Origin of the sequence: Glycomyces rhizosphaerae, from assembly GCF_042647865.1 — a bacterium.
GTDB lineage: Bacteria > Actinomycetota > Actinomycetes > Mycobacteriales > Micromonosporaceae > Glycomyces > Glycomyces rhizosphaerae.
Genome location: NZ_JBHRWO010000020.1, coordinates 218,918 through 239,734, shown reverse-complemented (window position 1 = coordinate 239,734; position 20,817 = coordinate 218,918). Strand labels below are relative to the sequence as shown.

25 protein-coding genes are annotated in these 20,817 nt (G+C 67.1%); 8 read left to right on the top strand and 17 right to left on the bottom strand.

Annotation, left to right across the window (positions count from 1 at the left end):
• Positions 1 to 154: 154 nt before the first annotated feature.
• The 8 genes from ACFO8M_RS20320 to ACFO8M_RS20285 all read right to left on the bottom strand — a co-directional run bounded on the left by ACFO8M_RS20320 (position 155) and on the right by ACFO8M_RS20285 (position 8,819).
• Positions 155 to 1,267 (bottom strand): hypothetical protein, encoded by a 1,113-nt coding sequence (locus ACFO8M_RS20320; RefSeq protein ID WP_387978939.1) that lies wholly within the window; start codon positions 1,265 to 1,267, stop codon positions 155 to 157.
• A 206-nt stretch (positions 1,268 to 1,473) separates the two neighbouring features.
• Complete coding sequence (locus ACFO8M_RS20315) at positions 1,474 to 2,268, bottom strand: hypothetical protein (RefSeq protein ID WP_387978937.1); 795 nt, start codon at positions 2,266 to 2,268, stop codon at positions 1,474 to 1,476.
• The gene (locus ACFO8M_RS20310) at positions 2,258 to 3,727 is read right to left on the bottom strand and encodes a hypothetical protein (RefSeq protein WP_387978935.1); all 1,470 of its coding nucleotides are present in this window, start codon (positions 3,725 to 3,727) and stop codon (positions 2,258 to 2,260) included. The genes ACFO8M_RS20315 and ACFO8M_RS20310 overlap by 11 nt, the downstream gene beginning before the upstream one ends.
• Entirely contained in the window at positions 3,720 to 4,487 is a 768-nt protein-coding gene (locus ACFO8M_RS20305) for an AAA family ATPase (protein WP_387978933.1), read from the bottom strand. Before ACFO8M_RS20305 ends, ACFO8M_RS20310 begins: the two co-directional genes overlap by 8 nt.
• Complete coding sequence (locus ACFO8M_RS20300; protein WP_387978931.1) at positions 4,487 to 6,073, bottom strand: Mu transposase C-terminal domain-containing protein; 1,587 nt, start codon at positions 6,071 to 6,073, stop codon at positions 4,487 to 4,489. Before ACFO8M_RS20300 ends, ACFO8M_RS20305 begins: the two co-directional genes overlap by 1 nt.
• 162 nt (positions 6,074 to 6,235) lie before the next feature.
• Entirely contained in the window at positions 6,236 to 7,021 is a 786-nt protein-coding gene (locus ACFO8M_RS20295; protein WP_387978930.1) for an ABC transporter permease, read from the bottom strand.
• Positions 7,022 to 7,023: 2 nt separating this feature from the next.
• Complete coding sequence (locus tag ACFO8M_RS20290) at positions 7,024 to 7,821, bottom strand: ABC transporter permease (protein WP_387978928.1); 798 nt, start codon at positions 7,819 to 7,821, stop codon at positions 7,024 to 7,026.
• Positions 7,818 to 8,819 (bottom strand): ABC transporter ATP-binding protein, encoded by a 1,002-nt coding sequence (locus tag ACFO8M_RS20285; protein WP_387978926.1) that lies wholly within the window; start codon positions 8,817 to 8,819, stop codon positions 7,818 to 7,820. The genes ACFO8M_RS20290 and ACFO8M_RS20285 overlap by 4 nt, the downstream gene beginning before the upstream one ends.
• Positions 8,820 to 9,106: 287 nt before the next feature.
• On the opposite strand from ACFO8M_RS20285, the gene ACFO8M_RS20280 reads away from it, so the two are divergent.
• Positions 9,107 to 9,694, top strand: coding sequence for a recombinase family protein (locus tag ACFO8M_RS20280; RefSeq protein WP_387978924.1), 588 nt, complete (start codon positions 9,107 to 9,109; stop codon positions 9,692 to 9,694).
• 290 nt (positions 9,695 to 9,984) lie between these two features.
• Positions 9,985 to 11,253, top strand: a complete 1,269-nt coding sequence (locus ACFO8M_RS20275) for an MFS transporter (protein ID WP_387978951.1) — start codon at positions 9,985 to 9,987, stop codon at positions 11,251 to 11,253.
• Here ACFO8M_RS20275 and ACFO8M_RS20270 read toward each other — a convergent pair.
• Positions 11,250 to 11,585, bottom strand: a complete 336-nt coding sequence (locus ACFO8M_RS20270) for a hypothetical protein (RefSeq protein ID WP_387978922.1) — start codon at positions 11,583 to 11,585, stop codon at positions 11,250 to 11,252. The two genes, ACFO8M_RS20275 and ACFO8M_RS20270, sit on opposite strands and share 4 nt — an antisense overlap.
• 170 nt (positions 11,586 to 11,755) lie before the next feature.
• On the opposite strand from ACFO8M_RS20270, the gene ACFO8M_RS20265 reads away from it, so the two are divergent.
• From ACFO8M_RS20265 to ACFO8M_RS20245, 5 genes are all read left to right on the top strand, one after another.
• Positions 11,756 to 12,589: a class I SAM-dependent methyltransferase gene (locus ACFO8M_RS20265; protein ID WP_387978920.1), complete on the top strand. Its 834-nt coding sequence runs from the start codon at positions 11,756 to 11,758 to the stop codon at positions 12,587 to 12,589.
• Positions 12,590 to 12,818: 229 nt separating this feature from the next.
• Entirely contained in the window at positions 12,819 to 13,289 is a 471-nt protein-coding gene (locus tag ACFO8M_RS20260; RefSeq protein WP_387978918.1) for a DUF1801 domain-containing protein, read from the top strand.
• A 107-nt stretch (positions 13,290 to 13,396) separates the two neighbouring features.
• Entirely contained in the window at positions 13,397 to 13,771 is a 375-nt protein-coding gene (locus ACFO8M_RS20255) for a VOC family protein (RefSeq protein ID WP_387978916.1), read from the top strand.
• 113 nt (positions 13,772 to 13,884) lie between these two features.
• Positions 13,885 to 14,292, top strand: a complete 408-nt coding sequence (locus ACFO8M_RS20250) for a VOC family protein (RefSeq protein ID WP_387978914.1) — start codon at positions 13,885 to 13,887, stop codon at positions 14,290 to 14,292.
• Between the two features lie 95 nt (positions 14,293 to 14,387).
• Positions 14,388 to 14,795, top strand: a complete 408-nt coding sequence (locus ACFO8M_RS20245) for a VOC family protein (RefSeq protein WP_387978912.1) — start codon at positions 14,388 to 14,390, stop codon at positions 14,793 to 14,795.
• 74 nt (positions 14,796 to 14,869) lie between these two features.
• Here ACFO8M_RS20245 and ACFO8M_RS20240 read toward each other — a convergent pair whose 3' ends face one another.
• From ACFO8M_RS20240 to ACFO8M_RS20220, 5 genes are all read right to left on the bottom strand, one after another.
• Positions 14,870 to 15,859 carry an ABC transporter permease subunit gene (locus ACFO8M_RS20240; RefSeq protein WP_387978911.1) on the bottom strand — a complete coding sequence of 330 codons (990 nt, stop codon included), beginning with the start codon at positions 15,857 to 15,859 and terminating at the stop codon, positions 14,870 to 14,872.
• Positions 15,856 to 16,749 (bottom strand): ABC transporter ATP-binding protein, encoded by an 894-nt coding sequence (locus tag ACFO8M_RS20235; protein ID WP_387978909.1) that lies wholly within the window; start codon positions 16,747 to 16,749, stop codon positions 15,856 to 15,858. The genes ACFO8M_RS20240 and ACFO8M_RS20235 overlap by 4 nt, the downstream gene beginning before the upstream one ends.
• Before the next feature lie 11 nt (positions 16,750 to 16,760).
• A complete protein-coding gene (locus ACFO8M_RS20230; protein ID WP_387978907.1) occupies positions 16,761 to 17,135 on the bottom strand; it encodes a GntR family transcriptional regulator in 375 nt (124 codons plus the stop codon).
• 91 nt (positions 17,136 to 17,226) lie between these two features.
• Positions 17,227 to 17,451, bottom strand: a complete 225-nt coding sequence (locus ACFO8M_RS20225; protein ID WP_387978905.1) for a hypothetical protein — start codon at positions 17,449 to 17,451, stop codon at positions 17,227 to 17,229.
• Entirely contained in the window at positions 17,448 to 18,044 is a 597-nt protein-coding gene (locus ACFO8M_RS20220; protein ID WP_387978903.1) for a rhomboid family intramembrane serine protease, read from the bottom strand. The genes ACFO8M_RS20225 and ACFO8M_RS20220 overlap by 4 nt, the downstream gene beginning before the upstream one ends.
• Before the next feature lie 126 nt (positions 18,045 to 18,170).
• Between ACFO8M_RS20220 and ACFO8M_RS20215 the strand changes: the two genes are divergently transcribed.
• Positions 18,171 to 18,731, top strand: coding sequence for an FKBP-type peptidyl-prolyl cis-trans isomerase (locus tag ACFO8M_RS20215; protein ID WP_387978901.1), 561 nt, complete (start codon positions 18,171 to 18,173; stop codon positions 18,729 to 18,731).
• 57 nt (positions 18,732 to 18,788) lie between these two features.
• On the opposite strand, the gene ACFO8M_RS20210 is transcribed toward ACFO8M_RS20215, so the two are convergent.
• From ACFO8M_RS20210 to ACFO8M_RS20200, 3 genes are all read right to left on the bottom strand, one after another.
• Positions 18,789 to 19,070, bottom strand: coding sequence for a MoaD/ThiS family protein (locus tag ACFO8M_RS20210; RefSeq protein ID WP_387978899.1), 282 nt, complete (start codon positions 19,068 to 19,070; stop codon positions 18,789 to 18,791).
• Complete coding sequence (locus ACFO8M_RS20205; protein ID WP_387978897.1) at positions 19,070 to 20,212, bottom strand: WD40/YVTN/BNR-like repeat-containing protein; 1,143 nt, start codon at positions 20,210 to 20,212, stop codon at positions 19,070 to 19,072. The genes ACFO8M_RS20210 and ACFO8M_RS20205 overlap by 1 nt, the downstream gene beginning before the upstream one ends.
• Positions 20,213 to 20,294: 82 nt before the next feature.
• Positions 20,295 to 20,813, bottom strand: coding sequence for an AAA family ATPase (locus tag ACFO8M_RS20200; protein ID WP_387978895.1), 519 nt, complete (start codon positions 20,811 to 20,813; stop codon positions 20,295 to 20,297).
• Positions 20,814 to 20,817 lie beyond the last annotated feature (4 nt).

Below are 20,817 nucleotides of genomic sequence, written 5' to 3'. Positions count from 1 at the left end.
CGAGCACCTCGCTAAACTCCTCACCAACAGCGAATAACCAGCGGTGTTGCGACCACCCCTAGAAACCGCCCACACCGCACCGGGGCCTAACCCTCCGAACAGGACAAAACGCGCACACCCGCGCGGGGGAGTAGCAGCAGACCAACGGCAGCGCCTACCCCTTCGGGCCCTCCCGCTCCACCAACCGCGCCTCAGCCGCCAGCGCACGCTCCCGCCACGACTCCACCGCCGCCCGCGCCGCCGCCCCAGCGGCCTCCGCCGCCTCCACACGCGACACCAGCACCCGCTGATCCGCGACCGCACCGGCCAACTCGCCCCGCAGCCGCTCCAAGACCGACGCCCCCTCGGCCGCCTGCGCCGCCGCCTGCTCGGCATCCCGCCGCGCCACCGCCACCTCGGCGACAAGCGACTCCACCCGCGCCCGCTCCGCGTCACGCTCCCCGATGAACCCCAACGCCCGAGACTCCGCCCGCTCCAACGCCGCCTCACCGGCCCGCAACGCCTCCGCCGCCTCCACCGACACCTGATCCGCCCGCGCCCGCGCCACCTCGGCCTCACCCCGCGCCGACGCCGCCACCAACTCGGCCTCCTCACGAGCCGCCACCGCAGCCTCCTTCGCCGACACCGCCAACGCCGCCGCCTCACCAGCGGCCAGTGCCTGCGCCTCAGCCTCCTCGCGACCCCGCACCGCAGCCGCCGCCTCCGCTACTGCGCCCGCGGCCTCCTCCCGGGCGACCTCAGCGGCACGCACCGCCGCAACCCGAGCAGCCACCGCCTCCTTCGCCCGCGCCTCCGCCGACTCCAACGCACCCGCGACCCGCTCAGCCTCGGCATGCGCCGCCGCCAACTCCTCACGCAGCGATTCCGCCCGCGCAGCGACCTCGTTCCGCTCCGCCCTCGCCGCCGCCACCGAAGCAGCAGCATCAGAACGGACCTCGGCGAGACGCGACTCGACCTCAGCCGGATCCGTCTCGGCCCGCAACGCCTCGGCGAGCGGCGCGAGCGCCGAAGCCATCGACTGCTCGATCTGCTCGTACAGCTCCTCAGCGCGAGCCAGAGCGCCTTCGAGCCCCGGCGTCGACCGCCGCAGCTCGCGCTGGCGTTTGGCCTGTGCGGCGCAGTCGCCCTCGGCGCAGTACAGGCGCGGGCGCCCGCGGCCGGGCTGCTGCGGGATCGGCGTCCCGCAGCGCTTGCACAGCGTCACGCCCTTGGCGGGCGCACGGGTCGGGATCAGATCGGCGGTCGTGGTCGTACCTGTTTTCGTCATGCACATAACCTACCATTATTTATTTCCGTTTTTAATATTTAAATAACGAAAAAACAAGCGTGTCCCGTCCAGATGTATAACTCACGAGAAGTGCCGTTCCCGCAAGTAATGAGTTGTGGGGCCCGAAGCCGACCCTGCAACGAATGTCTAGTACAAGTTGATCCTGTTGACCGACACCGGGTTGTCAGTGGAAACGACAGCGGGTGTCAGTGCTTGCCGTCATCAGATGTCAGCGAATTCGAGTCAGGGCTGCCGGGCACACGGTCTGCCCAGTTCGGCGATCGCCGTGGGTCAATGTAGGAATACGCCATGGTGTATCGAACGTCCGTGTGGGCTTGCGGACGGTTCGGGTTCTGGTCGGCGTACAACAGAGCGCGCATCTTCAGTGAGCGCTCGGCGTCGGTGTATTCGGGGTGCTGGAGGCGCCATTCGCCGTAGCCGGTTCCTGCGGGCCTTGTCGCCATGTAGAGCACGGTCGCTTCCTCGACGGTAAGTGGGGCGCGGATGCTGAAGGCGGTGCGGACGGCCTGTTGTCGGACCGGGTCGAGGCGGTCCAGTCGAGGTTCAAGGAAGAAGGCGTGCATGTCATTGCGGCGCAGCCGCATCGGGCCGCCGAGGGTGGGGGTGCGTTCGGCGTGTTTGAGGGCGTTCTCGGTCCGATCGAGTGTCCAGGCGAGTGCCGCGGCGAGGTCGTCAGCGACGATTGGTGCAGGCGCGATGGCGATGGCGGCGAGGACGGTTTCGGCGTCGTCCTCTGAGGTGTCTGCGGGCGGCGGGGTCGGGAAGTCGCGGGCGAAGCCGTTGTTGAGGGCCCGCAGGAGTTCGATGGGGTTGATGTCGAGGTGGCGGGCGAGTTCGAGGACGATGTGGACGGGCTGGTTGAGGAGGGCGCCGATCTCCAGCTGGTACAGCAGGTGGGGGTGTATGCCGAGCAGATCCCCCAGTTCCCTGGTGGAGGAGGCGGCGTCGCGCAGGCGCTGCTGGAAGAACTTAGGCTGCATAGTCTTCGTGGGGGTAGAAGTGCATTGATCGCGGGAGTCCGACCCATTCGGGTGGGGGTACGGGAAGCCGCGTGATTTCAAGGCCGCGCTGGGCGAGCCAGCTGTCGCGGCGGAGCTCGGGGCCTTGGTCGGTGCCGTATCGGCAGTTGTCGCCGTGGAGCCAGGGCAGGTCGGTGTTGATGCGCCCGGCGGCCGTGGTGGCGGCGATGCGCAGGCGCGGGTGCGGCTGGTTTTTGTAGGCGATGAGGTCGAAGAACGCTTCGTTCTCTCGGGCGTGCTGGAGCCGGCGGAAGGTCGCATGAGCCCGCAGCAGCGTTCGGGCATGTTCAGGAACGCGTACAGGTCCCTGGCAAGGCACTTCAGCGGTCCGGTCGCGGTGGTCGATCACGAGGTTGCGGCCGGCGAAGTGACTGTGGAGTGATGTCTGGCCGAAGTGGTGGTGTTCGGCAGGTTCTCGCAGGACCGTTCCGTCTTCGCTCAAATCCCCCACGCGCCAGCACTCAAAGTACGCGGGTGTGCGGTTGAGATGCAGCGACATGGCCGCGGCAGCCGCCTGTTCGGTAGAGGCGAGGGAATTGAGGCTGGCCGCGGCGTTTTCGGTCAGGCTCCCGACCAGGCGCTGGTGCGGGTCGCGTCCGAGCCTGCGGGGGTTCCAGTTCAGAAAGAGGCTGTCGCGGAAGAGCGCGACCTGTGTCGCCCGGAGCGTGATGAGTGCTGCGACAGGATCGGTGAGGGGTCCCAGGTGGACGTCGCGCAGCCATCGGACGATCCGGTCGGTGAGGTGATCGCTTGGTGCGGCGAACAGGTCTTCGTTCTCGACGAGCCAGTCGTGGGTTCGCTTCGCAGCGGGGGTGAACAGTTCCTGGACGCGGTCGAACTCGGTGTCGTCGAGGTGGTCGTGGCACGCGGCAAGGAAGGTCGGGAAGTCGGCTGATGGCAGTGCGGGCCATGGAGGCGTCTCTACGGCGGGGACCTGCTCTGGTGCGGACGGGAGTGGTAGCTCCTGCCAGATCTGCCCCCACTTGATGCTGGTGATGTCGACATTGCGGGCGTAGTCGTCTCGGCCCGCAGACCTTTGTCGTAGTCGGCCGCTGGAGTCGCCGTCGATGAGCCACAAGTGGGTTCCCGCCTGGGAGGCTGCGGTGGCCAGGTCACTCAGTGCCGATGTGGGGAGCAGGTGGGCTCGGTCGACGATGAGGTCGCTGGTGCCGTAGGTGTGCAGCCATGCGGTGGCGCATCGCCACAAGTCGATCGCCGGGCCGCGGTCCCGTTCGGGGTCGATGATCTTCCCCTCGGCCTGGAGAACGTCGACTGCGAGGGACTTCCTGGTGCGTGCCCCGGGTGTCGGCCGGACGACGATGCGGCGGGGCGGGTCTTCGATATCTGCCAAGAAGTCGGCGGTGTTGACCTGGTCGCCGTAGGTGTCGACCACGGTGATGCGAGTGGGCAGGTCAGTCATGGAGCCCACCGCCAAGGAGTGTGTAGGCGTTGGCGACGATCGCTTCACTGATGCGGTCTTGGCCGACGTCGTGGCATAGGTCGGCGGCGGTGTGGGTGAGGACGGCCCAGTCGCGCATGACGCCGTGGGCGAAGGTGTCGTCGATGTCGAGCAGCAGTGCGTCGTCGGCACCGTCGTAGATCGGGTGGTAGGCCCGGATGAGGTCGGGTATGGCCTCGCGTGGCAGGGGACGGAAGGGGAGGCGGCGGAAGATGCGGGAGCGGAGCATGGGCTCGCGGGAGAGGACCTCCCAGCACCCGTCGCCGCCGACGTAGAGCAGGGCGAACCGGGTCTCGGGGTGGTCGTGGAGGTGGCGGAGCAGTTCGATGCAGTCGCTGTTGAGGCGCTGGGCCTCGTCGACGACGATCAGCTTCATGGTGCCACTGAGCAGTCCGATGAGCTGGTTGATGAGTTGGAAGCGGTTGCGAGAGGTCGGCGGGGCCGCACCGGTCAGCGTGGCGATGAGGTCGGCGGCGACGCGGAGCATGCTCGGGCGCGACGGGAACGCCAAGGTGTGGGCGCTGATGCGGTCCTCCCCCGCGATTCGTCGCTGGGTTTCGATGCCGGCCTGCATGGCGAAGGTCTTCCCGGCGCCGGCCGGGCCGTGGATGACGCCGGTCGCCGCATGGGCGATGAGATCGCGGATGATGCGGTCGGCGAGCTGATATTGCGTGGTGGCCAGGATGTTGGCGTCGGCCAGTCCGAGGAAGTGCTGGGGCATCAGGAGGGGCCTTCCGTCTGGTCGGGTCGCAACGCAGCAGGGCGGGACAGTCCGAGGAGGTCGGCGCGGGCGCGGCGGCGCAGGGCGGTGTCGGTCTGCCGCCCGGCCTGTTCGGTGCCGTGCCGCTGCGGTACGAGGCGGGACTCTTCTGGTGCGGCGGTGCCGTCGAGGGGTACGAGTTCGGTTCGGGCGCGCCGGGCGGCGCGGCGGCGGGCGGCCGCGAGCCGTTTGGCCTCTTCCTTGGCAGCGGCGCGGAACTCGGCAACCTGTTCTGGGGTGAGCTGGTCCTGGGGGTGGGCGGTGCACAGGTGCTTGTCGTCGAGGTACACCTCGATGAAGCGGTCGTCGTGGGGCATGTAGCGCACCTGGACGCGCTGCCCTCGCCGCCCGTGGAGTTCGGGGGCTAGGTAGGCGTGGCCGCCGAAGCGGATACCGTCGGCGCCGATGGTCCGCTCGGCCCCGGCCAGCAGCAAGTGCCGGAGGTCGACTTCGTCGATGCGCTGCAAGGTGGTGTCGTCGTCGTTCCAAGCTTGGACCGGCGTTCGGTCGCCGAGCCCGGAGTGTTCCCGTTCGCTGTTGTACCAGCTGACCCAGGCAGCGAATCGGGTCGCCAGCAACGCGACGGGTAGCGGTGCCGCAGTTGCGCCTTCGGCGGCGGCCCGGTCGGCGGTCGAGTCGGAGACGGGTCCGTAGAGTCGACCTGCGGCGTCCCGTGGTCCACCGGTGAAACCGGGGAGTCCTATCAGGAATGTCTGCTCGATGGTGCGGTGGATCCGTTCGACCTTGCCTTTGCGGTGCGGGGTGTAGCCCGGGAGGCGGTGGCAGACAACGCACAGCGCGGCGAGTGCGCCCCGCACGGCTTCGGCCGCGAAGTCCAGGCCGCGGTCGATGCGCACCATCGCCGGTACCGCTCCGAACGGACCGCGTTCGGGGTCATGGGTCAACGCCATGCGCAACGCGGTCAGGACGGTTCCGGTGTGCGGGGTCAGGGAGATGACCCAGCCGACCAAGGCGCGGGAGCCGTCGTCGATGATCGTGGTCAGCCACGGCTTCACCGCTCCCCCGCGCGGCGGCATCACGAGCACCGGGAGCTGCTTGTGGTCGAGCTCCCAGACCTGGTTGCGTCCGGCGTCGGCGCGTCGCAGATACACCTCAGCGGCGCGGCGGGCGCGATCGCCGTCGCGCCAGGCGGCCCGCTCGGCCGGGGTCAGCGCCGCCTCGAAGGCGCGTTGCAGCGTCCGCTCCCCTGCCGACTTCGCATCTGACCATCCGGTCCGCAGGAACTCCGGGATCGGAACCCCGGCGGCGACGGGTTTCCCGGCGATGACCGCGTCTCGCGCCCGGGTCACCGCCGCGACGTTCCCGCGGAAGTAGGCGTAGGCGGCCAGATCCGTCTCGGTAGGACGGTAGGCGGTCGGACTCGAAGAACGCTCGGAGGGGCCGATCCACCGCCACACCGTCCGTTGGCTGACACCGAGCCCGTCGGCGGCCTGCTGCACATGGGCGGTAGTGAGCGCGCCCTCGGCGCGAAGCGCGAGCAGCCGGTTGACGGTTGCCTGCCGCGCCTCCGGATCGACCCGTGCCATGTGACCGCCTCCGTTCCCGACGCCCACTGTCAATTCAACGACTGATCCCCCGTCAGCCGCTGTCAGAAAACCGTCACCTGCGGGAGAAAAGCCCGGCAGATGGCGCCGAAACGCTGTCTACCGGGCCTGACGGCGGCAATGCCCGTTCGCTGCCCGAAGGAATCAGCTTCCGGCCGAGTCGTATGAGCGCAAGCCGACACGGGAAACGAGGACGGCGATGACCAGGGTGACCACGACCGCGGCGATCGTGCCGATCAACCACCACGGCGAATCCCGTCCGGTAAGAATCTGGACCGGAATGAAGGTGGCGAAGCCGAACGGCAGTGCCCAGGTCGCGATTTGGCGAACCGCGGTCGGGTACATCGTCAGCGGGAATCGCATGGTGTCGTTTTGCAGATCTTGTGCGACCCAGGCGAACACCGGCATGTGTCCTTTGATCCAGAAGTTGACCGCGCACAACGCGGTCAGCAGCGCACATTGGATAACGGAGGCGCACGCCAGCAGGGCCAGCCCGACCGGTATTTGCGCGAGGCCGATTCCGGCGCCGACCCAGCCGTAGACGACCATCGCCATCCCGAGCGTGACCCCGCCGATCGAATGCAGGTCCAGGTGCCGGGAGGCGACCTGGCTAATGACCGGCGAAGGCCGGACGATGAGGTAGTCGAGACCGCCGTCGAGGACCATCGATCCCAGACTCCAGATCCCGTCCCAGAACAGGCCGGCCGCCGCGGTCGACAAGGACAAGAAACCGGCCAGGATGAGCATCTCGTGGTAGCTCCATCCGGCGACGGCGGGGGTGTTGGCGAACAGGACGGTGATGAAGGTGAACTGGAGGACCTGCGAGAGGGCCCCGGTCGTGATCAGGATCCAGAAGTCGGCCGGGTACTCCAGGGCCGAGCGGACGTGGGCGAGCATGGAGCGCCCGTAGACGGCTGCGGTGTGACGCATGTTCATCCCCCGTGGATCGTGACTTGCCGGACCGCGTGCCGCCAGAGCACGCGTGCGAGCACCCAGAGACCGACCGCCCACGCGGCTTCGGCCGCGATCAGACCGAGCGCGCCGACCGTGTCCACGCGGCCGAGGTAGATGCTGCTCGGTGTGGTGGTGAAGTGCGGGAACGGTAGGCACCAGGCCAGGACCTGGAGCCAGGAGGGCATGAGCGCCAAGGGGATCATTGCGCCCGAGAAGAACCCGACAAGCGTTTCGCGGGCGAACATGATCGTGCCGTAACGGCGCGTCCAGAAGCACAACAAGGCCGACAGGTAGACGATCTCGAACGACAGCGGGAACAGCATCAGAATGCTGAAGGCGGTCAGCGCCCCCGCCAGGGGCGAGGCCGGGGCGGGTGGCGTGAACAGCAGCCAGGCGCCGACGCTGCCGATTACTGCGGTCGGCAGGCTGGCGATCATCGAACCGATGTACTCGGCTGCCCGGGCCCGCTGGAAATCGACCGGCCGAGTCAAGTCGATCGCGACCGTCCCGTCGACAATGCGTTCGGCGACCTGTCCGTGCGCGCCGCCGTAAGCGAGGGTGATGGTGACGAAGCCGATGACGACATAGGCGCGCATCGCCTCCCAGTCGTAGCCGGCCATGGAATTGTCACGGAGCAGGTGGTGCCAGAGCGCCATGCCGACCAGCAGCGATCCGCCGCCGAGGATGATGCCGATGACCCAGTTGAACTTATGGGCGAGCTGGCCTTTGAGGGAGATGGCGGCGAGGGCGCGCTCAGCCGCGAACGCCTGCGTCACTTCGTGAGCTCCCCGGCATAGAGGCGGCGGATGACGTCCTCGATGGACGGCTCGGACAGCGACAGGTCACGCGGGGCGAGCTGGCCGGTGAGGTCGCCGAGGACTTCGGCGGTGGTGAACCGGGCGGACTCGTAGGTGGCGGTGACCTCGCTGGCGGCTTCGCCTGCGGTCCATTCGTAGGTGGGGAACTTCTCGGCCAGGGCCTTCACGTCGGCGGCCTCCTCGAGGACGAGGTTGACGGCCTTGGTGGTGATGTAGTGGGCCTTGAGCTGCACGATCGGCCCGTCGTAGGCGATCTTGCCCTCGTCGATGACGACGATGCGGTCACAGACCTCCTCAATGTCGGCCAGGTCGTGGCTGGTCAGCAGGAGCGTCGTTCCCTCCTCGTTGACCAGGTTGCGCAGGAACGCCCGCAGGCGGTCCTTCACGGAGATGTCGAGGCCGATGGTCGGCTCGTCGAGATAGACCATCTTCGGGTTGTGGATGAGCGCGCAGGCCAGGTCGGCGCGCATCCGCTGGCCGAGCGAGAGCGTGCGGGCCAGGGCCGGCATGAACTCGCCGAGGTCGAGGAGCTCGTCGAAGCGCTCGATGCGGGCCTTGTAGTCGGCGTCCGAGACGCCGTACATGTGCTTGAGGAGCTTCAGGGACTCCTCGACCGGCAGGTCCCACCACAGCTGGGTGCGCTGGCCGAAGAGGACGCCGATGTCGTGGGCGTTGGCGATCCGCTCGACGTGCGGGTCGCGACCCATCACCCGAACGGTGCCGTCGGAGGGCTTGAGGATGCCCGTCAGGAGCTTGACGGTGGTGGACTTCCCGGCGCCGTTGGGGCCCACATAGGCCACGGACTCGCCCGGATCGATAGACAGGTCGATCGCGTCGACGGCGGTGAAGTTCTTGTACTTGCGCTGCATCAGGTGCTTGACGGCGCCTTTGAACCCCGAATCCTTGTCGGGACGGCGGAAGCGCTTGCTGAGGGACTGAGCTTGGAGAATAGGCACGTGCCGAAGATAGGAGGACCCCTCAGTTAAAACCAGTGGTTTTCTCATGACTCAAGATTCACACCCGCCACAAAAACAGCTTCTGGTTCACATCCGGCGAGAGAGCTACTGCCGCTGACTCGAATCGAGCCGCGGAGGTCGGCACCGGGGTCGTTCGTTTGGGGATCGCTCAACGAACACTCGGTGTGAGCACTGCTCGACCACCGCTGACCTGACTCCCGGGGTGTCTCATTTAGGGTGTCCGTTGAAATTCTCAGTCGTCGGGGGCTATCCGTACACTCCGGCTCATGACAGGCATCCTCATCGGCTACGCCCGCTGCTCGACCGACAAGCAAGACCTCACCGCCCAACGCGACCGCCTCGCCGAACTCGGCGTCGAAGTCGACCGAATCTATCTCGACGAGGGACTGACCGGCACCAATCGCGACCGCCCCGGTCTCGATCAGGCCCTGGCTGCCACCCGCGCTGGCGACACGTTCGTCGTCCCCAAACTCGACCGCCTCGCCCGATCGGTCCCCGACGCCCGCGCCATCGGCGACGACCTGGTCGCCAGAGGCGCGAAACTGTCGCTCGGTGGGTCGATCTACGACCCGACCGACCCGATGGGCAAGATGTTCTTCAACATCCTCGCTACCTTCGCCGAGTTCGAAGTCGACCTGCTGCGAATGCGTACCCGCGAGGGTATGGCTGTCGCCAAAGCCAAGGGCCGCCTCAAAGGCAAGCAGCCCAAGCTGACCGCCCGACAACAAGCCCACCTTGTCGGCCTCCACGCTGCTGGCGACCACAACGTCTCTGAACTGGCCGAACTGTTCAGCGTCTCCCGGGCCACTGTGTACCGAGTCCTGGAGCGGCACGCTGCGATGCCCGAATTCTGAACTGGCATTTCCTGTCGGAACTCACTGTCATTCTGATGTCGTTCAACAGCAAGAGCGCACACTGGTTCGCGAAGAAACGCCAGGCCGGAATCACCATCCTCTGGCACAGCCACCTCAAGCGAGCCTTCACATGGGCATGGAGTCCTCCCACCGAGCCGCTGAACCAGGAGTCCGCACAGCCGATCCGGTCCAGTTTCGGTGTCGGCCTTCGTTGAAGGTGCCTCATATCAAACCAGTTGCGTTCCAACGGCAACCTGGCTAGCGTCCGCTCAAAGCCTGGCCGACCATTGATGGGCGGCTGGCGTGAACGAGGGGCACAGATGCATCTTGGAGCCGACTACCGTCGGATTTGGTTTGGCAACGCGTCAGCCAACCTTGCGGATGGGGTCACGTTCATCGCACTGCCGTTGCTGGCGACGACGGCCACGGAAAGCCCGATCGCGATCGCCGGCCTGGCAGTCGCTTACTCGTCGGCACGCATCCTCTCGGTACTCGGCGTCGGCGTGCTCATCGATCGTGTTGACCGGCGCAGACTGGCGTACCTTGCGAACTTCTCCCGCGCCGCGATGTTCGCCGTCCTGACGGGCCTCGTGCTCCTGGACGCCGCACCGATCGCCACGCTCTACCTCGTCTACGCCGTGATGGGCGTCATCGAGACCCTCGCAGACGGCGCAGCACGCGCCGTCCTGCCTCAGGCAGTCCCTGCGGAGGGACTCGACAAGGCGAATTCGCAGATCGCCGGAACCCAACTGGTGATCGACGAGTTCATCGGTCCGCCCCTGGGTGGGCTCTTGTTCGCCATGGCCACGTTCGCCCCCACGGCGCTCAACGCCCTCGCCTTCCTGGTCGCCGGCTTCGCTTTCTGGCGACTTCGCGGCACCTACGTCATCGTTCGCGACACGACGGGCACGGCTGCACCGAGCGTCCGCGCCGACATCCGCGAAGGCGCCGTCTGGGCTACGCGGCACCGGGTCGTACGGCTGCTCATCGTCCTTAGCGGCATCACCTGTGTCGCGTACATGATCCCGTTCTCCTACCTCGTCCTCTACGCGCAAGAGGAGTTGGGCCTCGACGGGACCGGATACGGCCTGCTGCTCGCCTTCTCCGCCCTGGGAGGACTGCTGGGCAGTTTCATCGCCACCAGGTTGCGCAAGCGGATCGGCTACGGATGGTCCATGGTCGCCGCACTCGGCACTGGCGCTATCTCGTTCGCCGTGATCTCACTGACAACCAATGTCATCGTCGTGGCGATCGCACTCGCCGTCTACATCGCACACGCGGTCGTCTGGGGAATCATGGCCACGACGGTCCGACAACGGGCCACTCCCAACGCGATGATGGGCCGAATCGGGTCGTTGGACGGCTTCGTCGGCCTGATCGGCCTCGCCTTCGGCGCTGGCGCGGGCGGACTGCTCGCCTCCATACTCGGCTACCGGATACCGTTCGCGATCGCTGGCGCGGTCTTCGCAGTCGCCGCAGTTCTCTGCCTCATCTCGATCCGCAGCCTCCGCGAGTGGGAAGGCAACGAAGCACACGCAGAGATGTCAGAGGTCAACTAGCTCATGGAGGGTGGCCCGAGATCGAGATCCTCGCCTCGCCTGCCAAGGAATTTTTGGGTCGTCGACAGGGCGAAGAACTGGCCGCTGGCTGCAGTCCACGCCTCCAAGCCTGTCCAGAAATGCAGGATTACTCCGAACAGATCGATCGAAGGTCGTTCGCAGTAATCCTTCACCTGCCAGGTTGGGCAGGTGAAGCCATGCTGGATCAATCTGTAATGGACACCTTCGAACGACGGATGCAGATGTTCTTCGAGCGGCTTCACCGACTCGGGATCACCCGCACCGGCCTGCCCGCGGTGGCCACGACTATCCACCGTTGGCTCGAACAGCAAACCGCTCCCGGAAGGCCGCCGATCCCCCACTGAGTCCTCGCTGAACTCAAGTACTGGCCGCCTGGCCGCACCCACTGGGCCCGCGACTACGTTCAGCTCGACCACGACCCCACGCCGGACGAGTCGTCGCTGGGGCGAAATTGAATCTGGCTCATCAGACTGGAGTAACCATGGCCGACGAGGCATTCCTCTCCCGCAGCTATGACGCGTTCGCGCAGGTTGAGGAGGAATACAAGGAGCTTCTGGACCAGAGCCTCAGCCCCCGAGGTCCCAGCATGCTCTATGAGACTGCGGCGCGGCTTGGGCTCGACCCCGGCGCGGATGCTCTCGATGTGGGATGCGGCGAAGGTCGACACACTCTTGAACTGGCTCAACGCTTTGGCTGGCGGATTCGTGGCATCGACCCGGTTCAACGTCACATCGATATCGCCCGGAAGGACCTTGCCGACCGCGTTCAGGCTCAACCAGAACTAGACGCGGTGTCCTTCGACCTCGGGAGAGCCGAGGCGCTTCCGGTCGCCGACGCCTCGATGAGCTTGATCTGGTGTCGCGATGTGTTGGTCCACGTCGACGCCCTTCCCACAGCATTCGCAGAGTTTCGCCGGGCACTGGTCCCTGGAGGCCGGGCGCTGGTCTATCAGATGTTCTGCACCGACAGGATCGAGCCGCGCGAGGCAGCTTGGCTGCTGCCGACGATGGGATGCGTCGAGCAGAACATGCGGCCGGACCACGCAGAGGCCGCGATACACGCTGCCGGGTTGCAGATCGATGAGTGCCACGTTCTCGGAACCGAATGGGGCCAATACGGCGAGGAGCATTCGGGCAAAGGCAGCAGGAATCTGCTTCACGCTGCCCGGCTCTTGAGCGACCCAGACCGCTACATCCAGCGGTTCGGCGACGGCAACTATCAGATTGCCCTCGGTGACTGCCTCTGGCACATCTACCGGCTCATCGGCAAGCTCAGCGATCGCGTCTACGTACTCTCGCGTCCTACCGGGTCTTGAACAGTGATGTTCCGCAGCTAGGACGCGGCCGATTTCTTGCCGAGTTGCGGCAGATCAAATGGGAATCCCGGCAGCAGTTCGATGTCCATCTATCTGTCGCACCGCAGGTCAGGGGCGACGACTTGCGACTATTAGATGGGATCGGACAATCAGGATTCGAGAAGCGTGGCCCCGCCGGGGTCGATAGCGTGGAAGGCAGAGAAACTCGCGCACGGAAAGGACCACCATCATGAGTGGCGCCGCGAAACCCAAGAGGGCGCGGGACGCCGCCGCCCCGGCGAACGGACCCTCTAAAGAAGGGCGCGCCGCCATGAAGGTGCGTGCCGAGGAACTGCATGCCGAGGCGAGCGTCGGCCGGCCTCCCGGGAAGGCCGAGGCCGCGGTGCTCGCGAAGATCGCCGAGATGGCCGCACCGGACCGCGCACTGGCCGAGCGCTTGCACCGCCTCATCGCCACGGCCGCACCGGAGCTCGTGCCGAAGCTCTGGTACGGCCAGCCCTCCTACGCCAGGAACGGCAAGGTCGTGTGCTTCTTCCGCAGCGGCCACGACGACAAGGAGCGGTACTCCACGTTCGGGTTCACCGCTGAGGCGAAGCTCGACGCGGACGGCGGGCTCTGGCCGACCTCGTACGCCATGACCGAGTTGAACGAAGACGGTGCGGCGGCGCTGGCTGAGTTGGTTAAGCGGGCCGTGAGCTGACCCGACCCTACGGTCGCTTCGCTGCGATGGCCCGTCTCGATTGACGCGGCCGAGTTCCTCGGCCGATGACCTTCCCTCGGGGGCGGGCGGTTTGGGATGATCGGGCGATGAAGATCGCACACACCGTGACCGTGTTCGACGCGGCCGAACTGGCGCCGGAGAGCCGCTTCTGGGCCGGCGTGCTCGGCGGCACGGTCGACGAGGAGGACGACTGGCACATGGTGTCGGTCGACGGCGCCCCGCGCGTCGGCATCCAGCTCGCGCCGAACCACGTCCCGCCCCAGTGGCCGGACGGCACACCGCAGCAGATCCATCTCGACCTGTGGGTCGCCGACATCGCGGCGGCTCATGACGAGGTGATGGCATTGGGCGCCAAGCTGCTCGAAACCGGAGGCGACTACGCGTCGGCCGAGGGCTTCCAGGTCTACGCCGACCCCGCCGGGCACCCGTTCTGCCTGTGCTGGCACGAATCGCTGCGGTAGCGGGCGCGGATCCGGTTGCGTGACTCCCACGGCCGGCCGCTTTGCGGATTCGGCTTCGAGCGTCGGTGGTCGTTGCGACGATGGAGGTATCGCGACGACGAAGGGAGCCCGTCATGGAGGCGAACCTGTACCCGTATCTGTTCTTCGACGGGAACGCGCGGCAGGCCATGGAGTTCTACCGCGACGTGTTCGGCGGCGACTTGAACGTGATGACCTACGGCGAGCGGGGCTCCACGGGCCCCGAGGCCGAACAGGTCATGCACGCGACCCTCACCAGCGAGGCCGGCTACACGATCATGGCCTCGGATGCGGGCCCCGGCCAGGAGTACCGGCCGGGCTTGAACATCGCACTGTGCCTCGGCGGCGACGACGCCGAACGCCTGCGCGGCCACTGGCAGCGCCTGGCCGAGGACGCGACGATCACCATGCCCCTCGAGAAGCAGTTCTGGGGAGACGAGTACGGATCGCTGATAGACCGGTTCGGCGTGTCCTGGATGGTCGACATCAGCCCCGGCTCCTGACCGGTGCCGTCCCCGGGATCGGCGAATCCGCGACCGGCGCGCGCACCTCCTGCGACGATGGCGGGGTATCGCAGCGGCGACGAAGGGAGCTTGCGATGGGTTCGACGATCCTCAACCCGTACATCTCATTCAACGGATACGCACGGGAGGCCATGGAGTTCTACCAGAGCGTGCTCGGCGGCAAACTGGAACTCAACACGTTCGGCGAGTCCGGGGTGCCCGACGCCCCGCCGGACCAGATCATGCACGCCCTGCTCGCTACCGACGCGGGCTACACGATCATGGCTTCGGACACGCCCCCGGGAATGCCCTACCAGCCCGGCCAGAACATCTCGATCAGCCTCAGCGGCGACGAAGCGGACCGGCTGCGCGGCTACTTCCAAGGCCTGAGCGCCGGCGGCAACGTGGTGATGCCCATGGAGAAGCAGATGTGGGGCGACGAATTCGGCATGCTGACCGACAAGTTCGGCATCGCCTGGATGGTGAACATCAGCGGCACCTAAGTGCACCGCACGGGTGCCGGTCCTAGGGTCCGGCACCCGTTTCACGTCTTATTACTTGCGGGAACCTACAAGGCTTAGTTGAGGCCGCGCGGGATCCGCCAGAACGCGACCCCGGCCAGCAGGGCCGACAACCCCACGGCGACACCGAGCTCGATCCACTGGAAGCCCCAGTACCGATCTGCGGGGTGGTAGGTGACCTCGAAGGTGGCGTCGAGGGCGCCCATGCACTCTTCGGGTCCGGCCGCGGTGACCCGGCATGCCTCGACCTGCTCGGCGGTCACTTCGGCGCCGGTGCCGTCGTAGACGATGATCTCGTCGTTGAGCACCCAGGCACCGGGGATCGTGTAGTCCTGGATGCGAACTCCGTTGGGGCCGATGCCGAACGAGTCGATCGTCCCGACCTGGTTCGCGTCGGCGAAGAGGATGGACTCGGTCACCGGTTCGGCGAACAGCGGCCGGAGCAGGTTCGCCATGAGCAGCTGGAAGACCACGAAGACCACGAGCGTCACGGCCATGGCCAGCAGGGTCTTGCGGGCGAGGACGCCGACGAGGAGACCGAGGGTCAACGCCAGCAGCGCGTATCCGAACGGGGCGAGGTCCCTGGCGGCAAAGGTCAGCGGCTCGAAACGGCTGTCGACGAGCTTGTCGTAAGGCTCGGCGACCCAGGTCAGCAGCAGACTGAGCGTGCCGGTGAACAGCACGCTCACTCCCCCGACGAGCGCGAGTTTCACTGCGAGCCAACGCTTGCGGGTGGCCGACTGGTTCCACACGAGCCGGTGCGTGCCGGTCTCGAGCTCACGGGTGATGAGCGGCGCGCCCCAGAACGCGCCGATGAGGGCGGGACCGGCGAGCAGGACCAGGCCGATCATGAGCATGCCGGTGCCGAACTGGTCGGCAAGCAGGTGGGCTGCTTCCTCGCAGGCGCTGGTGCAGTCGGTGACGTTGATGCGGTAGGCCTCGCGGACGGCGCTGGCGAGGTAGAGGAGATAGGCGGCGAGGACGGCGACGAGACCGGCGGTCCAGAGGGTTTGGGCGCGCATTTGGCGCCAGGTCAGCCAGATCATGCGTGTGCCTCCTGGAGGGTGGGGACGGCGATGCCTTCGGCGCGGTGCAGGTAGGTCAGGACCATGTCCTCGAGGCCGATGGGTTCGGCTCCGGGCAGGTCGAGGGGGCCGGGGTTGGTGTTGTGGACGATGAGGGTGCTCTGCCGGTCGGTGTGGTCGGCACTGATGAGTTCGACGCCGTTGGGCAGTTCGGTGAAGCTGCCGCGGGGGCCGACGAGGCGGTGGTGGTCGGCGGTGAGGTCGTCGATCTCCCCCGCGACTTGGACGCGGGATTCGGCGAGGATGACGAGGTGGTCGCAGACGCGTTCGACGTCGGAGATGAGGTGGGAGGAGAGGATCACCGATACCTCGATGTCGGCGACGAGCTCCATGAGGTTCTGCAGGAGGGCCCGGCGCGCGAGCGGGTCGAGCGCGGCCACGGGTTCGTCGAAGATGAGCAGTTCCGGGCGCTTGGCGGCCGCGATGGTGAGCGCGAGTTGCGCCTTCTGGCCGCCGGAGAGGCGCCCCGCCTTCTTGTCGAGGCCGAGGCCGATGCGTGTGATGCGCTCGGCGGCGAAGGCCTTGTCCCAGGTGGGGTTGAGCTTCTCCCCCAGTTTGAGGTGGTCGGCGACCGAGAGGTTCGCGTAGACGGGCGTGTCCTGGGCGACGAACCCGACGCGGGCGAGCTGCTTCGCGTCGGCGGCGGGTGTGCGGCCGAGGACTTCGATGTGGCCGCTGGAGGGCCGGATGAGTCCGGCGGCCAGCGCCAGGAGTGTGGACTTGCCGGCGCCGTTGGGGCCGACGAGGCCGACGATGCGTCCGGCGGGGATGTCGAGTGTGGCTTCGGTGAGCGCGGTGTGTTTGCCGTAGCGCTTGGTGAGTGCGTTGGTGGTGAGTACTGGGGTGTTCATGGGGTCACCTGTCATGCCTTTCTGATGGTGGTGTCGAAGAGGGCCTGGATGGCGTCATCGTCGAGTCCGGCGGTGCGGGCTCGTGTGATCCATTGCTGCAGGGCGGTTTTGAGTTCGCCGTGCGCGTCGAGGTTGGTGTCGGCGAGGGTGGCGGTGACGAAGGTGCCGCGTCCTGGTTTGGGGGCGACGAGGCCTTGGCGTTCGAGTTCGCGGTAGGCCTTGAGGACGGTGTTGGGGTTGATGGCGATCTTGGCGACGACCTGTTTGACCGTGGGCAGCTGGTCCCCCACGTCGAGCATGCCCAGGCGCAGGGCTTGTTGGACTTGGTGGACGAGTTGCATGTACGGGGCCACGCCGGAGCGTGGTTCGAGGTGGAAGTCGATCACGAAGTTTCTCTATTTCACTAGGATGTTAGCACTATAGGGCTATGAGGGTGCGCTGGTCAATCCTGGGGGTCGGCTGCTCCCCTGCGCGGGGCTATCGTCCCTGGTTGCGGGGGTGGCGGCGGGCCTGGCGCTCGTTGCCGAACTTGTACGAGCCGGTCCAGCGGGCCATCACGAGCTGCTCGTCGCCGGCGGCGATCTCGTCGAGGAACTTGGCCGCGCGGGCACCGCGGAGGGTCGCGGCGGCCCGCCCGCGGTGGACGATGAGGACGGTGCCGTCGCTGCGCCGCGTGTAGCTGAAGCCCGAGGGCGCGCTCACGCGGCCGGGCTCGTGGCCTTGGCCGCGGTGCGGGCCATGAACGCCGCCGCGACGCCCCCGGCGAAGCCGAACAGGTGGGCCTGCCAGGAGATGTGCGGCTGGGACGGGAAGATCCCCCACACCATCGAGCCGTACACGGCGACCAGCAGCAACGCGATGAGCAGGTCGCCGATGCGGCGCATGACGATCCCGCGTGCGAGCAGGTATCCGAACAGCCCGAACACGACTCCCGAGGCGCCGACGGTCACCGAGTAGGTGGGCGAGAACAGCCACACCCCCAGGCCCGAGACCAGGAGCGAGACGGCCAGCGCGGTCCACATGCCGCGCCAGTCGCGCAGTGCGGCGATGGTGCCCATGACGATGAGGGGGACCATGTTGGACACGAGGTGTCCGGCGTCGGCGTGGAGGAAGGGTGCGGTGGCGATGCCGGTGAGGCCTTCGAGTGAGCGCGGGGTGATGCCGTGGGCGGTGAGGTGGGCGGGGAGGATCCAGTCGGTGATGAGGATGAGCCACATGAGGGCGATGAGGGCGCCCCAGAGGGTGAGGGCGCGGCGGAGGGGGTGCATGGGGGTGGGTGTGGTGGGGTTGGTCATCGGCTTCCTTGCGGCGGGGTGCGGGTTGTCGTGTTGAAGGGTAGTCGGCGGGGGTGCGTGTGCGGCTGCTCGCTGGGTTCGGGCTCAAGGATAGGTGGGAGGGTTGTCGGGTGGTAGGTTCCCTCGGTGGCATCTAGCCTGTTGAGTCGGTTTTGGAAGCCGGTGGCCGCTGCGTGTGTGAGCGTGGGGTTGCTGGCTGGTTGCGGCGCGGACGGCGCCGCTGAGGAAGAAGCAGTGGAAGGGGAAGCTGTCGTGGTGCAGATCAGTGACGGCGTCGAGGTGTCGGTTTCGGCTGAGACGGATGCGAAGCCGGTCGTGACGGTGCCCAGTGCCCAGGAGCCGCCGAAGGAGCTGTTCACCTTCGATGTGGTGGAGGGTTCGGGTGCGGAGGCGAAGGCCGGGGATTCGGTCGCGGTGCAGTATGCGGGCTTCAACTGGTCGAACGGTAAGGAGTTCGATGCGTCGTGGAACCGGGGCGCGCAGCCGTTCTCGGTGTCCCCGTTGGGGTCGGCGCCGGTGATCCAGGGCTGGAACGACGGTCTGGTCGGTGCGCAGGTCGGCGATCGTCGGCTCATCGTGATTCCGCCGGAGCTCGGTTACGGGGCGCAGGGCGCCGGTGGCGTGATCGGTCCGAACGAGACGCTGGTGTTCGTGGTCGACGTGGTGTCGATCAACGGCAAGTCTTAGTCGCCGAGGGTTTTTCGGGGCGTCGCGCTGGTGCGCGGCGCCCCTTTTCGTGTGTGGTCATGTGCCTCCGGCGATGGAGGGGAGGATGTGGATGTCCTGGTCGGTGATGGGTGTCTGGAGGCCTTGGAGGCGGCGGCTTTCGTCGTCGCCGATGTAGATGTTGACGTAGCGGCGGAGTTTCCCGGCTTCGTCTCTGAGGCGTCGGCCGAGGCGCGGGTGTTGGGTTGCGATCTGGTCGAGGATGTCGGCGAGGGTGGCCCCGGGTGGGGCGTCGATGTGGAGGTGGCGGGCCCCGCCGCATTCGGAGGCGAGTGCGGCGGGGAGTTTCACGTCGACCATCAGGGGGTCTCCATGGCGCGGACGCAGAGGACGTCGGGCAGGTGGGTGGCGATGAGTCGCCATTGGCCGTCGGTGTCGTCGGCGGTCCAGACGTCGCCGCAGCGGGTGCCGAAGTACCAGCCGGGTTGGGCGGCGTGGTCGGTGCAGGCGCCGTCGCGCATGACGGTGCCGAAGTAGGGCTCGTCGGGGAGGCCGGTGCCCCAGGCGTTCCAGGTGTCGCCGCTGTCGGTGGTGCGCCAGGCGCTGATGCGGTGGTCGGGTGGGGTGCGGTCCATGGATTCGCCGACGGGCCAGGCCATGACGGTGCCGGCTTGCTGGGGGTGGGCGACCATGGCGAACCCGAAGTTGGAGGGGAGGGTGGCGGAGATGTCGGTCCAGCCGCCGTCGGGGCGGGTGGCGCGGTAGGCGGGGCCGTGGGATTGGGCGTAGAGGGTGCCGTCGGCGTCGCGGGTGACTTTGTGGATGCATTGGCCGGAGTCGGGTTCGGTGTCGGGCCCGTAGTCGACGGTGATGCCTTTGGAGATGCCGGTCCAGGTTTTGCCGTCGTCGTGGGTCTGGTAGATCCCGCCTGAGGAGATGGCGACGGTGAGGTGTTCGGGTTTGTCGGGGTCGGGGACGATGGTGTGGACGGCGGGTCCGCCGGCGCCGGAGGCCCAGGTGGTGTGTTCGGGGTGGTCCCAGAGGGACTGGTTGAACGCGAAGGTCTGGCCGCCGTCGTCGGAGGTCCAGAGGCTGGTGGGTTCGACGCCGGCCCAGACCCTCTGGCCGGGGCCGAAGGTGAGCTGCCAGATGCGTTTGACGGTGTTGGTCTCTTCGGCGTCGGGGCGGTCGATGCCGGCGGTGTCGGAGAAGTCCAGGGGCCGGTAGGGCAGGTCTTGGGGGAAGGCCATCGGGGCGTTCTCGGGTTCTTGCCAGGTCGTGGCGTAGTCGCTTGAGCGCCAGATGCTGGGGCCGAAGAAGGTGGAGGCGCCGACGAGGATGCGTCCGGTGGCGGGGTCGCAGGCGGCGGCGTAGATTTCGGCGACGGCGGTGAAGCCGTCGTCGTCGAGTTGGTGGGGTCCTTTGATGTCCCAGGTGGTGCGGTCGGCGCTGTGGGCGGTGAACAGGCCTTTGCGGGTGCCGATGAGGACGAGGTAGGCCATTGCGGGCTCCTTTGCCGTGTCGTGGTGGCTACTCGTCCCCATCGTCGCGCCCGGGTGTGACGTTTTCAGGCCGTTTCGGGTTTCACCTGGCCAGGAGTGTCTTGATATGTGCCGCGACCGCTTCGGGGGTGCGGTGGGTGGTGTCGATGACGTCGGTGGCGTCGCGCATCCAGGTGTCGAGGGCGGTCTCGTAGGCGGGGCGGTGGTCGAGGCGCCATTGTTTCGCGGTGGGTTCCTCGGTGTCGTTCTCGACCCGTTGCCGGAAGGTCTCGCGGTCGGTGTGGAGGGTGAAGGCGCGCACGGGGATGTCGGCTTTCGCGAAGCCTTCGGTGAGTTCGGTCCAGTACTGGTGTTGCAGGACTGATTGCGGGATGACGAGGGTGCCGCCGACGAAGGCGAGGACCTGCCGGGCGGTTTCGATGGTGAGGCCGCGCCAGGGCGGGAATTCTTTGAAGTCCCGGTGAGGGACGTCGTCGAGGATGGGCCGCAGGAGGTATCCGATGTGCTCGGAGTCGAAGATGCGGGCGGGGAGGGCGTCTTTGAGCAGGCGTGCGGTGGTGGTCTTGCCGGCGCCGAAGTTGCCGTTGAGCCATACGATCATTCGG

Coding starts and splice junctions, on each gene's coding strand:
- ACFO8M_RS20320 (WP_387978939.1), bottom strand. CDS start 1,267: ATGACGAAAACAGGTACGACCACGACCGCCGATCTGATCCCGACCCGT.
- ACFO8M_RS20315 (WP_387978937.1), bottom strand. CDS start 2,268: ATGCAGCCTAAGTTCTTCCAGCAGCGCCTGCGCGACGCCGCCTCCTCC.
- ACFO8M_RS20310 (WP_387978935.1), bottom strand. CDS start 3,727: ATGACTGACCTGCCCACTCGCATCACCGTGGTCGACACCTACGGCGAC.
- ACFO8M_RS20305 (WP_387978933.1), bottom strand. CDS start 4,487: ATGCCCCAGCACTTCCTCGGACTGGCCGACGCCAACATCCTGGCCACC.
- ACFO8M_RS20300 (WP_387978931.1), bottom strand. CDS start 6,073: ATGGCACGGGTCGATCCGGAGGCGCGGCAGGCAACCGTCAACCGGCTG.
- ACFO8M_RS20295 (WP_387978930.1), bottom strand. CDS start 7,021: ATGCGTCACACCGCAGCCGTCTACGGGCGCTCCATGCTCGCCCACGTC.
- ACFO8M_RS20280 (WP_387978924.1), top strand. CDS start 9,107: ATGACAGGCATCCTCATCGGCTACGCCCGCTGCTCGACCGACAAGCAA.
- ACFO8M_RS20275 (WP_387978951.1), top strand. CDS start 9,985: ATGGGCGGCTGGCGTGAACGAGGGGCACAGATGCATCTTGGAGCCGAC.
- ACFO8M_RS20265 (WP_387978920.1), top strand. CDS start 11,756: ATGGCCGACGAGGCATTCCTCTCCCGCAGCTATGACGCGTTCGCGCAG.
- ACFO8M_RS20260 (WP_387978918.1), top strand. CDS start 12,819: ATGAGTGGCGCCGCGAAACCCAAGAGGGCGCGGGACGCCGCCGCCCCG.
- ACFO8M_RS20255 (WP_387978916.1), top strand. CDS start 13,397: ATGAAGATCGCACACACCGTGACCGTGTTCGACGCGGCCGAACTGGCG.
- ACFO8M_RS20250 (WP_387978914.1), top strand. CDS start 13,885: ATGGAGGCGAACCTGTACCCGTATCTGTTCTTCGACGGGAACGCGCGG.
- ACFO8M_RS20245 (WP_387978912.1), top strand. CDS start 14,388: ATGGGTTCGACGATCCTCAACCCGTACATCTCATTCAACGGATACGCA.
- ACFO8M_RS20240 (WP_387978911.1), bottom strand. CDS start 15,859: ATGATCTGGCTGACCTGGCGCCAAATGCGCGCCCAAACCCTCTGGACC.
- ACFO8M_RS20235 (WP_387978909.1), bottom strand. CDS start 16,749: ATGAACACCCCAGTACTCACCACCAACGCACTCACCAAGCGCTACGGC.
- ACFO8M_RS20220 (WP_387978903.1), bottom strand. CDS start 18,044: ATGACCAACCCCACCACACCCACCCCCATGCACCCCCTCCGCCGCGCC.
- ACFO8M_RS20210 (WP_387978899.1), bottom strand. CDS start 19,070: ATGGTCGACGTGAAACTCCCCGCCGCACTCGCCTCCGAATGCGGCGGG.
- ACFO8M_RS20205 (WP_387978897.1), bottom strand. CDS start 20,212: ATGGCCTACCTCGTCCTCATCGGCACCCGCAAAGGCCTGTTCACCGCC.
- ACFO8M_RS20200 (WP_387978895.1), bottom strand. CDS start 20,813: ATGATCGTATGGCTCAACGGCAACTTCGGCGCCGGCAAGACCACCACC.